The following is a 12023-nucleotide window of genomic DNA, read 5'->3' on the forward strand; positions in this document are numbered from 1 at the left end:
TAAATGATCTAGAGAGGCATGTATGAATGGGTCACTATTTTATTTAAACTATCCTTGTTATACGATGTACATCGTGTTACGATAGCATTGTTAGTATCCTATAGAGGATGGAGGGATGAATGATGGATAAGGAAATTATGAAAGGGAGCATTGATATTCTTTTACTTTCCCTTGTATCTAAGAATGATATGTACGGCTATGAAATAACGAAAGCGTTAAAGGAACAGAGTCAAGGAACTTATGAGATGAGTGAAGGGACCCTTTACCCTGCATTAAAGCGATTAGAAAAAAAAGAGTGGTTAAATTCTTACTGGTACGAAACTGAAAAGGGGAGACGGAAGTATTATAGGATTACGGATAAAGGGCGTATAGAATTAGAACGTAAATTAGACAATTGGAATAAGGTAGGCAATCTCATATCAAAATGTCGGGAGGGACTTGTGTGAATCTCTTTCAACAATACATTGAAAACTGCTTAAATGAAGTGGAATGCCCAAAGGAAGAACGGGAAGATATTAGAGAGGAATTAAAAACCCACTTAATGGAATCTAAACAAACCTATTTGGAGGAAGGTTATACAGAAAAAGAGGCAGAACAACGAACATTGGTGGATTTTGGGGTAGATATAAAAATTGGAAAACAACTTCAGCAGTCCATGTATCCATTTCGAATACTAATGTTCTATTGTCTAGGAATAGGGAGTCTTTTATTTACTACGGTAACCTTTTTATTAACAACGTCCATACTAGGTTCTGCTCCATTTATCTGGCTTTTGTTTTCACTAGTCATTGGTTCTTGTCTCACATTATATGCCATGAATCCATCCTTTATAGGAGACCGAAAAATAATTGTGAATGGAACTCTCGGTTCCCTATTAATAAGTTTAATATTCGGTATGCTTCAGTTAAGTACAATGGGGGGTGCAATTGGGACGACATTGTACTTACTAGCGCTTCCATTATTTGTATTAGCTATCATTATGATCTATTATACTACTCTTATAAACACATCCCCAAATATAAATAAGGTGAATTGGAAAAAAGGGATTCACCTTATTAATATATCCATTGGTTTTATTATATTAACTTATGCCGGCTTCTTAATCTGGGGGACTCTTGCTTTCGGATTCTATTATAGAATTGTTCTGATTGCAATTGTTGGAATATTTGGTTGGGCCGTTTCCTATTGGATTCAATTTAAAACAATTGATAAGTACCCTCTAGTAACAGTATGTTGTGCTCTATTTACAGTCATTGCTGGAACTTTTCCAATATATAGTCTTTTTATGCCAATTCATTAGGAGGTAATTGATGAAAAAGAAAAGAACTATAGTATTCGTTTCCATTGTAAGTTTGGTTGGCTTTCTTCTAATAGTATTTGGAGCCTGGCATGAAATGCAACCTCATGGAAAAACAGGATTAGGAGATACGGTAAGCATTTCTCCGGATGATAAAAAAATAGTTTTCCATTACTATGAATATGGGATTTCTTCCATTTATACTGCTAATATGGATGGTACCAATGTACAAAAGCTCTCTCATACAAGTGGAGATTCCCATATTCAACCTGTATTTTCAAATGACGGGACTAAAATTATTTTCATATCTCTTCATGAAGAGGAGATGAATAGCTCTATTATGATGATGAATGCAGATGGAACGAACGTTAAAACGTTAACATCTGGGGAAGAGTTAATTACGGAAGCGATCTTTTCTCCTGACGATACATCGATATTTTTCTTGCAGGCAGGGGTGTATCAAAACTATTCTCCAATCGCAAGAAAAGCTCCACATGATTTTGATATTTATTCCATAGATATTGATGGGAATAACAAACAGCAGTTAACGTTCCGAGAAGAATACCATATGGGTTCACTAGGAATATTAAATGATGGGAAACATCTAATCTTTGAAACATATGACAATAACCAAACTGCTTTTTTCATGTCATTAGAAGATCCAATGAATGTCCATGCTTTTAATCCGATCCTTGAATCTAGTGCACCAATAGCTGATGTGTATTACGTTACACCATCACCGGACGGAAAAAAACTGGCATTCTCGACCGTTGCAAATACCTCTGATACTGGTACCTTTCTTTATGAAACTTTTGTTATGGACACAGAAACAGAAATTGCCAAGCAAGTTACCCGTTTTGGGCAGCATAGCAGTTCTCCAATGTTTTTCAACGACGCGAATAGGCTATTAGTGGTTAGGGATATTGGTTGGCCGAAATCTACACAAAATGAATACTGGGTAATTCAGTTAGATACTTTAGATGCAGAAAAAATTGAGATGGAAATCAAATAGAAGGCTTTAAATACCAGCATTATTCTAAAATTAAACAACTGTTTAACACGGTGACAGGCACCACCCGAAATTGGTCGAATTTTAGCGAAAAGTTTTTACTATAGCCACAATAAAAACGTGGAAAAATGTTGAAAAAGTCAAAGGTGACTCTTATAATCTAAATAAGGAGTCAACTTTGACTTTTTTAGACGTAGGACATATGGGAGTGAATATTTTTGGCACCTAGAGTATCAGAAGACCATAAAGATCAGAGGCAGCAGCAAATACTTGATGCAGCAGAGAATGTGTTTATTCAAAGGGGTTTTAATGCCACAAGCATGCAAAATATTATCGATGAATCAGGAATCAGCCGTGGCGGAATCTACACTTATTACAAGAATACAGAGGACATATTCTTAGCCATAATGAAACGGAGGGATGACAGCAGTTTTGAAGAAAAAATTCCGGTATCACAAGAACATCGTTCCACATGGAAAGAGGTAAATGACATGATCGATGATTTCCGGGATTTTATTGAGGGAATGCCAGAAAGTTTAGCACCGGCGTTATTTGAATATTACTTCACTACTGGCTGGCATAGTCATAAACACTTACCGATATTAGAATCACGTTATGGAAAAGCGATACAAATGATGGTCCATTTATTTGAGGAGGGTGTTGAATCCGGTGAATTTCAGCCACAACTTCCTTTAGACAGCATTGCATGGACACTAATTTCATTCTTTGATGGACTTGGATTTGCAATGATGCAAATTCAAAGGGAGTTGTTCCAAATGGATGAACAAATTGAGAGTATCCGTTTCTATTTAAAATCAGCACTTAATCCTGTAGAAATAAAGAATAGTCATTATACCTCATAAGAGAAAGAGGATGTAAAAGTTGAGAATGAGGAACATTTTTTTCATAACAGCAGGGTTCATTCTATTGACAGGCTATTTTCAGGGAATGAACCTGTTTTTTGATGGGTTAATGTGGGTGATATTCGCTCTCCTTTTTTTCCCACTTGCCCACTATATTTGTCGTTTTAGCGGTCTAAAAGGTCTTTCAAGCCTTGGATATTATAAAAAGGGGGCGGCTAAGAATCTTATAGTAGGTTTTATCATTGGGTTCCTTTGTTGGGGGATCATGTACTTAATTTTTTATTTAATGGGCAGATATGAAGGACTGAATGCAAGGGACTTTGGCACAATATTTTTGTTACTTATCCAAGCATCGGTAGGAATGTTTCTTGGATCAACCATAAATGATGCCATTGTAAGGGGTTATTTCTTCAGCCATCTTCAAGGTAAAGTATCTGTTTTCGTTTTCCTTTCCTTCACATCAATTATTTATGCACTTGATGATTTCTGGTATGAAGGATTCAGTATTAACAATACTATTTTTTCGTTCTTGTTAGGTTTATCCCTTGCTTATGCTTTTTGGAAAACGGGATCGATTTGGTATACAACTGGATTACACTGGGGTTTAAACATGATGTATAGTATCGTATACGGTTTACCAGGTACTGGCCAACATGGAGGAGTTTTTTCAATTAAATCCGTGAATGATGAAGACATATATTTCTATATAACAATTGGGATTACTGTTTTTTTACTTCTGATAGTTATTTTATATTTTCGATTTACAAACACGAATAAAGAAAGTGGAGCAGGATAATATCAATGTTTATCCTTTTATGGACTTTGGGTGACGGGAAAAACGTCTATAGAAACTACATGGTTATAATTACAATCTCCATTTTTTTACATAAATAGCAACATATCAATTTAAATCAGCAATATCTTAACTTCCTTTTTATGCTAATACACTTATTTACATGGTAGTTCCCTATTTTTTGGAAAGCTAATTTTGTACAGAAAGAATTTTGAACATATCAATTTTGACCACTAATCAAGAACCACATTATTCCGGATGCAGAGTATGTAGGAGTTGGCACTTCCTACTCACTACCTTGGTTGTACAAACAGTCAATATTTCCCTTTAGCTAATGAGGGGGATAGTAAGAATAGGTGTTGGTGTTCTCTAAGTGAAATTTAAGAGAGGAAGGCAGGGAAGATCGTGAAAGAGGAATTTGATCGTTTGTATGAGACTTATCACCAATCACTTTTCCAATATTTATTCTATATGATCCGGAATCGCGAAATAGCAGAGGAACTAGTGCAAGAAGTGTATATAAAGGTGCTTACCTCATTTCAGAATTTTGAAGGGAATTGTACGGAAAGGACATGGCTTTATTCGGTTGCAAAAAATGTAGGAATTGACTGGATTCGAAGTCAAAGCAGGAAAAAAAGAAAATTTGAAGGAATTCAATTTGAATGGAGTGAGCGGGCTTTTGAATTAAGTGATAATGCTCCACTACCAGAAGAGATTTTAATTCATAAAGATGAAGCAGAGTTAATTTATCAAATGATTGGAAAATGTTCTAAAGATCAACAGCAAGTTATTGTGTTACGATACCTCCAATCATTGAGCATATCCGAGACAGCAATGGTGTTAGGCTGGACAGAAGGAAAAGTGAAATCTACCCAGCATCGTGCCATTAAGGCTTTAAAACATTACATGAATGGCAGTAGAATAAAAGACTTAAAAGCGGTTTGATAACCATTTATAATATTATCCAAAAGTTGCTGTCCTTAGAGGATAGCAACTTTGTTGTTTAAGACATGTGACTAATGACAGAAGTATCATTTTTACATCATATCGTTAGACCCGCCTAACCATCTAATTAAAAGTAGCATACAACTATATTAGTAGTCTTATGTGAAAGGAAAAGGGGATAACTCCTGCCCATTTCCAACATGTTAAACACTTATGGTTAGGAAGGAGGTTTGAAAGAGAGATGAGTAATGATAATCTCTTCAATAATATTGAAAAGAAGTCTGGAGTAGATATGAAGGAAATCTTTAAATTGGCGGATTCCATTAAGACTGCTAATTTACAAGATGAACAAACTGTCCGTGGTATTATCCAAAAAGTAGGTGCAATAGCAAATAGACCTGTATCTAAAGAAAAAGAGGATGAATTAGTAAATACTATTATTAATAACCCTCAATCCATTAATTTTGATAACATTACAAAAATGATGAATAAAAAGAAGAAGTAGTAAAGTACTCCCATTCCAAGCTTTATAAAATTGCAAGATGTCGGATACAACGCCTTTCATTTAAGGCGTTGTTTTTTATTGTAAATTTGTATATCTTATCAGAGCGGGCAAGTTGTCTAGCTCCAGAGAAGAGCGTTTACTTCGGTAAGCAGCACGGGAACGATGCTGCCTTTGATATTGTTTTGGTTTCACAAATGACACATTTCCTTATACAATCAAAAGGACTATTATTTTTGAAATGGAGGTAAATAAGAATGAACCCAATTTACTTATTTTTGCTAGCATCCATCATCGCAGTAATTGGACTTGTAATACTGTTTAAACGGTTAGGCCTTTCAATGGAGGATAAATTGGAGAAAGGGGAAGATGTAACTCAGGAATCTTTCCAAAGGGAAACAAACCGATTCTTTATGATGGCACCCCTCGTGGAAATGATTCCAATCTTATTGGTAGTTCTTGCTTTTATGCAAATGGAAGGATGGGCAGGTGAACTTACCCAAGATGATATCGTCTTTCCAATTGTCATTGTAGTAATCATCTGGTTCTTTGGGGGATTAAACGTCTTTCTCACTCGAAAACGAATTTTGATGGCAACGGATGTGAAATCAAATTCTAAAAACTACATCAACACATTATCTTTCATTTCGTTTGCATTAATTGGTTCCTTACCAGTTATTTCAATCGTTGGATTGATTTTATTTACAGCATAAAGAAATGAATGTGTTTCTGTATTGAAAAGTATTTTATTTTTGGTTTGGTGATTATATCCGATTAACTTCCTTTCATTAACTGTCATATAGTATAGAAGTGTTAAAACGGGAGGTTATTGATTTGCATTATCACCACACCTTTTATTTAGACCGACCAGTGAGGGAACAGAATTCTCCCTTTCCACCTGTGAAGACAGAACTTTTTGAAGAGTCGCTTTATGCTTATGAAGAACTGATGGAACAAGGAAAAATAATTTTAAATAGCCTTCAGTCGTCAAAGGAATTGATTCGTGAGTTAATGAATGCAGCACAGGAAAGCAACGACGAAGAAGTGGACCGGATTATCCAATCCACAGGGGTATCTTCAATTGTTAATACTTCCTATACTCCAAATGGGGTAACCTTTACACTGTATGCTGATTCAGAGAGTGTTTCCAGATGTTGCACCTTAACGATGTACCTACGCTGGGGATAATGAAGAAGCGATTCGTACTTACGGATTGCTTCTTCATTCTTTAACGTACTTCCGAAAAATAGCGCACACTTCAAGCAACCAGTAATCGCGGTAAGTGGTGGGAACAGTTCACGAACCCGTTAGTGAAATAATAACTGCACCTGCAAAAACAAGAATGGAAACCAGAATTATTAGTTTTGATATTAATTCTTCCTTTTTCATAAATAAGCTAACTAAAATCACCGTTAAAACTGGATCGACAGCAAGAATTGCTACTGCATAACTCACCGGAATATACGATACAGATAAGTAGAATAATAAAAGGGCTAAACTCGTTAACACACCTGCCCACAGATAATAAGGATTACCACTACTGGATTTAAAATGTTCAACCAATTTCCCTCTACACCCCTCGATAATGGTGAGCAATAGAAAAGCTCCAAGTGAACCTACAAAAACCCCTACATATGGATTTGGTAAATAAGCGATTCCTTCTTTTGATAATCCCTGCCCTAGGCCATAACCAATAGCAGAGAGGAGGGCAATATAGTATCCTCCCCGATGTACCGGTTGATGGACCCCTTCTTTGAAAAATTGTATTCCTAAAAGGAGGAGACCGAAAAATAGTAATAAAATTCCGATGAAAGGCCATTTTGTAATCTGTTCATCGATTACAAAAACAGCAAAAAGAAAGGTAATGACAGGTGCTGAATTTTTTATAGCAACAGCCTTAGAAGAACCTATTTGTCTGATACCTTTATAGAGCAAGCCTCTACCCATGACATTTATTAAAACCCCTGACACAAGAAAAATAAATAGTCCTTTTGAATCTAGCAATAAAGGAAAATTAAAAACATATAGGGATAAAAGTAGGATAACACCTAAAATTATCACATTTACGAATGTGATGAACCAAACCCCATTATGCTTGGAATGTGACATCCCTTTTTTAAGAATGATATTCGTTATGGAAAAACAAAGGGCAGACAACAATGCCAGCAAGTATCCCATGTTATTCCCCCAAAGTCTCACATTTCGTATATACGGTAGCCTATTCTCTTTATTCTGTTTGTTGCAAGTACCAAAATCGAAGTAGTGTTCGTTTAAGTCAAAGTTACTTACCTATTTTTTATTACCAATTAAATGAATAAGCTTTCAACATAAAAGCTTTAAGATTCTTTTTTTGTAGAAAAACCAGGTCGAATATCCTAAATCCATTAGTAATACCGCAAAAAAAGATGTAGTTTTTTGAAAGATTAATAGATTTATAACTAATATCTCACTTGTTTTTGTCGATATAATGAGACAAAAGTTGAGAAGGAAAATGGTATACATTGTACTAATATTATATAGTGTTAAAATTTTCTGATAATTAACAAGGAGGTGAACTTAAAATTATTGCAGTATCTGGTAACTGCCAGAAATAAAGAGAAAGGGTGTTGTCTAAAATGCACAAACTTATTACTAAACCATTTATTTGGTTCTTAGCCTTAGCACTAGTACTTTCTACTTTTAGTATGGGTGCCTTCGCCAATTCAGGGGGAAAAGCAGAAGAGCTACCTATTGCAGAATTATTTGGAGATATTGAATTATCTTCTTCGAAACCAACAACGGTTATTGTTGAATTGACAGAAGAGTCGATCGTCGAAGCCAAACATAAAGGGAAAAATCAAACAAAGACAAACCTGCAGTCAAAAAGGGGACAAGTTATATCACAATTAGAAGCTGTTGTAAATGATGTGGAAATAAATCAGGAGTATGATTACTTATTTTCCGGATTCTCTGCTGAATTAGCAGGAAATGAAATCTTGAAGTTATTAAGTATTCCTGGAGTAAAGGCAGTTTATCCAAACGTGGAATATACAGTAGATGCAATCAGTGTTGATTGGGACGCTGTCAATCCCGAAATGATGGAAAGTGCTCCATTCATCGGAGCAGATGATGCTTGGGATGCCGGTTTTACAGGAGAAGGGGTAACTGTAGCCATCATTGATACTGGTGTGGACTACACTCACCCAGACTTAGAACATGCCTTTGGAGAGTATAAAGGCTGGGATTTTGTTGATAAAGATAATGATCCACAGGAAACACCAGCTGATGATCCACGTGGAGATTCAACAAATCATGGGACACACGTGGCAGGTACAGTAGCTGCGAATGGTGGAATTAAAGGTGTTGCTCCAGATGCAACCCTATTGGCATATCGAGTTTTAGGTCCTGGGGGAAGTGGTTCAACCGAAAATGTTGTTGCCGGTATTGAGAGGGCTGTTCAGGATGGGGCAGATATCATGAACCTATCCTTAGGTAATACTTTAAATAACCCGGATTGGGCCACTAGTATCGCATTAGACTGGGCAATGGCTGAGGGTGTAGTAGCTGTTACGTCCAATGGTAACAGTGGTCCGGATAATTGGACTGTTGGTTCTCCAGGAACAAGCCGTGACGCTATTTCTGTAGGGGCAACTCGTTTACCGTATAATGTGTATACAAGTGACATCTTTACTTCTGAAGGAATGGACTATCCATCCGCAAAAGTAATGGGACATCCTGGAGACGATGAATTACTTGCCCTCAATGCAGGGGAATACGAATTTGTTGATGTGGGATTAGGATTTCCAGCTGATTTTGAAGGAAAAGATCTTGAAGGTAAAATCGCACTTATTAGCCGTGGGGAATTTGCTTTTGTAGATAAAGCAGAAAATGCGAAGAATGCCGGTGCAGTGGGGGCAATTATTTACAATAATGTCGCCGGAGAACACCCTGATGTACCTGGAATGGCCGTTCCGACTATCAAAACAACATTAGCAGACGGTGAAAAACTTTTATCCGAACTGGAAAATGGAAATAACACCATTTCATTTAACATTGAATTTGCTTATCCTGTAGGAGAAACGATCGCTGACTTCTCCTCCCGTGGGCCGGTTGCGTTAACTTGGATGATAAAACCAGATGTATCTGCACCTGGTGTAAATATCGTAAGTACCATCCCTACACATGATCCAGAAGACCCTTATGGATATTCCGCTTTCCAAGGGACTAGTATGTCAGCACCACATGTTGCCGGGGCTGCTGCATTATTGTTGGATGCACATCCGGACTGGGGTGTGGATGATGTAAAATCTGCCTTGATGAACACAGCGGAAGATTTAATTGATCCCGTTACAGGTAATTCTTATCCCCATAATACCCAAGGGGCTGGAAGTATCCGCATTCCTAATGCGCTTGAAACGGATACATTAGTAACTCCAGGAAGTCATTCTTTTGGAAAATTTGTAAAAGAGAGCGGCAGACAAGTAGAGAGACAAAGCTTTACCATTAAAAATCTTTCTAATAAACGAGTTCGTTACAGTTTTGATGTGGAGTTTGAAGGTAATCCTGATGGAATTAAAGTAATGACGAGCAATAATCTCAATGTTCCTGCAGGAAAATCGCAAAACGTGAACTTTAACGTTCAAGTGGATACGTCCAAACTTGATCCTGGTTTTTACGAAGGATCCATTACCATCACCGGTGGAAATCAAGTAATCGAAGTTCCAACCATTCTATTTGTGGGTGAACCTGATTATCCTAGAATCACTGGAGCTTTCATGGAAAAAGAAGGTGACGGTGAATATGCAGTCGGTGCGTATTTACCAGGTGGAGCCGAAGTAATTGAATATGATATTTACTTCTTCGATAATGGATCAATCGGAGGCTTCGTGGATACCATTGGAGCGTTTGAAGATGCCCCATCTCCATACCATGAATTCCTATGGGATGGTACAGTACAAGGCGGTATTGATCTTCCAAGCGGTGATTGGGTCCTCGCAGTTTATGCGGAAAAAGCCGGTGTCCAAGAATACAAAGCATATTTAGTAACAAAAGAGTAATTATCATTCAAGAAAACCATAAGGAATCTTTCCTTATGGTTTTCTTTTGAATTTGAATGATCATTCGGAGTTTAGTCTAATTCTGCTAACGCCTGCTCCAAATCTTGGATTAACAACTCAGCACTTTCCAATCCTATGGATAAGCGAATGAGGCCTGGATCAATCCCATGTATCTGTAGTTTATCCATATTCTTTCCATTGTTCTCCGATAAAACTAAGCTTTCATAAGAACCAAAGGAGTATCCAATCTGAAATATCTCTAAACGATTTAGGCACTTTTGAATGTTTTCAAACGAGCCGTTCTTCAGTTCAAAACTGAACGTACCAGTGTATCCAGTTAACTGCTCCTTCCCTAACTGAAAATCTTTACTAGTTGATAAACCTGGATGATTTACTTTCTTGACTGCAGGATGTTTTGATAAAAATTCGGAAACCTTTAATCCACTTTCTTGGTGCTGACCCATTCGGATCGGAAGGGTTCTTAATCCACGGATTAACAGCCATGCCTCATGTGGAGCCAGTGCCCCTCCAAATAGCGTAAATTCATTATCAAATAACTGCCGAATAGTATTCTGATCAGAAATAACTGCCCCCGCTAAAATATCACTGTGACCGCTGAGGTACTTGGCAGCTGAGTGAACGACCACGTCAATTCCCATTAACAATGGTTTTTGAAAGAGGGGTGTGGCCCAGGTATTATCCATAATCGTTTTAATCCCATGTTTTTTTGCAAGGGAGACTACTTCTTGGATGTTAATCAGCTTAAATGTCATTGTCGTTGGACTTTCTAGTAAAATTACTTTCGTATTTATCTGAATGGCAGCCTCTATTTTTTCCATCGAAGGTTCAACAATGGCCGTATGTTCCACCTCCCATTTCCGTTTAAGGTAATCCATGATCTTCAATGATGTTCCATAAACATTCCCCACTGTTAGAATGTGGTCACCACTCCTAATTAATGTCAGGATTGCAGCGGAGATGGCAGCCATACCAGAGGTGAAACATTTACAGCTATCCCCGCGCTCCAAGGCAGCTAATTTACGTTCCGCAATCTCGACCGTAGGATTTGTCCCACGCCAATAGAGATAATTATTTTGTTCATCCTTTTGTGCTTCCAGAAATGTTTCATAGTTTTTGAATACATGTAATGAACTTTCATAGATAGGGGGAACAACTGCCCCATGATAGTCTTCGGGATTTTCTCCGTAATGTGTACAGATGTAACTATCTTTCTCAATTTCAGACTGAAATTTATTCATCTTGAATTCCTTAGTCATACAATTCCTCCATCTATGTATTTTTTATTATTATCTCACAAACACGAATAAGGGACATGCAGAAAGATTATTAGGTTTGCGTCAACCATTTGTGGGCATATTTTTTAGTGAGTTCAGGAATGCCTCTTTTTGTTAAGTTTTTGTTGACAACGCTTTCTTGATTTAATGAGTTGTTCAAATTACCTTTAACAAATTTTTTTAAGCAATAAGTTAAATGTTTATACTCGAATCCGTTACAGACGGACGCTTTCCGCGGGCACGGCCTCAGCCTCCTCGCCGCAAAGACCAGCGTCTGCGGGGT

Annotated in this window: 13 protein-coding genes; 10 read left to right on the forward strand and 3 right to left on the reverse strand. The window is 37.2% G+C overall.

Annotated elements, in window-relative coordinates; translation table 11 throughout:
• Positions 1-122 precede the first annotated feature (122 nt).
• From KS419_RS10535 to KS419_RS10575, 9 genes are all read left to right on the forward strand, one after another.
• Positions 123-446, forward strand: coding sequence for a PadR family transcriptional regulator (locus tag KS419_RS10535; protein ID WP_217066363.1), 324 nt, complete (start codon positions 123-125; stop codon positions 444-446).
• Positions 443-1300: a permease prefix domain 1-containing protein gene (locus KS419_RS10540; protein WP_217066364.1), complete on the forward strand. Its 858-nt coding sequence runs from the start codon at positions 443-445 to the stop codon at positions 1298-1300. The genes KS419_RS10535 and KS419_RS10540 overlap by 4 nt, the downstream gene beginning before the upstream one ends.
• Before the next feature lie 10 nt (positions 1301-1310).
• The gene (locus KS419_RS10545; protein WP_217066365.1) at positions 1311-2309 is read left to right on the forward strand and encodes a TolB family protein; all 999 of its coding nucleotides are present in this window, start codon (positions 1311-1313) and stop codon (positions 2307-2309) included.
• A gap of 215 nt (positions 2310-2524) precedes the next feature.
• Positions 2525-3169 (forward strand): TetR/AcrR family transcriptional regulator, encoded by a 645-nt coding sequence (locus KS419_RS10550; RefSeq protein ID WP_217066366.1) that lies wholly within the window; start codon positions 2525-2527, stop codon positions 3167-3169.
• 25 nt (positions 3170-3194) lie between these two features.
• Positions 3195-3965, forward strand: a complete 771-nt coding sequence (locus tag KS419_RS10555) for a CPBP family intramembrane glutamic endopeptidase (protein ID WP_217066367.1) — start codon at positions 3195-3197, stop codon at positions 3963-3965.
• A gap of 402 nt (positions 3966-4367) precedes the next feature.
• A complete protein-coding gene (sigX, locus tag KS419_RS10560; RefSeq protein WP_217066368.1) occupies positions 4368-4907 on the forward strand; it encodes an RNA polymerase sigma factor SigX in 540 nt (179 codons plus the stop codon).
• Positions 4908-5148: 241 nt separating this feature from the next.
• Positions 5149-5412, forward strand: a complete 264-nt coding sequence (locus KS419_RS10565) for a stage VI sporulation protein F (RefSeq protein WP_217066369.1) — start codon at positions 5149-5151, stop codon at positions 5410-5412.
• 254 nt (positions 5413-5666) lie between these two features.
• Positions 5667-6122, forward strand: a complete 456-nt coding sequence (locus KS419_RS10570; RefSeq protein ID WP_217066370.1) for a hypothetical protein — start codon at positions 5667-5669, stop codon at positions 6120-6122.
• A 121-nt stretch (positions 6123-6243) separates the two neighbouring features.
• Positions 6244-6597 carry a YuzC family spore coat inner layer protein gene (locus KS419_RS10575; protein ID WP_217066371.1) on the forward strand — a complete coding sequence of 118 codons (354 nt, stop codon included), beginning with the start codon at positions 6244-6246 and terminating at the stop codon, positions 6595-6597.
• A gap of 108 nt (positions 6598-6705) precedes the next feature.
• On the opposite strand, the gene KS419_RS10580 is transcribed toward KS419_RS10575, so the two are convergent.
• On the reverse strand, positions 6706-7587 hold the full coding sequence (locus KS419_RS10580; RefSeq protein WP_217066372.1) for a DMT family transporter: 882 nt from the start codon (positions 7585-7587) through the stop codon (positions 6706-6708).
• Between the two features lie 437 nt (positions 7588-8024).
• Here KS419_RS10580 and KS419_RS10585 point away from each other — a divergent pair, with 437 nt between their 5' ends.
• The gene (locus KS419_RS10585) at positions 8025-10445 is read left to right on the forward strand and encodes a S8 family serine peptidase (RefSeq protein ID WP_217066373.1); all 2421 of its coding nucleotides are present in this window, start codon (positions 8025-8027) and stop codon (positions 10443-10445) included.
• A 71-nt stretch (positions 10446-10516) separates the two neighbouring features.
• On the opposite strand, the gene KS419_RS10590 is transcribed toward KS419_RS10585, so the two are convergent.
• Both KS419_RS10590 and KS419_RS10595 read right to left on the reverse strand, forming a co-directional pair.
• Positions 10517-11722: a trans-sulfuration enzyme family protein gene (locus KS419_RS10590; protein WP_217066374.1), complete on the reverse strand. Its 1206-nt coding sequence runs from the start codon at positions 11720-11722 to the stop codon at positions 10517-10519.
• 70 nt (positions 11723-11792) lie between these two features.
• Positions 11793-12023 (reverse strand): hypothetical protein (locus KS419_RS10595; RefSeq protein WP_217065414.1); only part of this gene is annotated, 231 nt, incomplete at its 5' end.

The organism is Evansella tamaricis (genome assembly GCF_019042215.1).
Lineage (GTDB): Bacteria > Bacillota > Bacilli > Bacillales > Salisediminibacteriaceae > Evansella > Evansella tamaricis.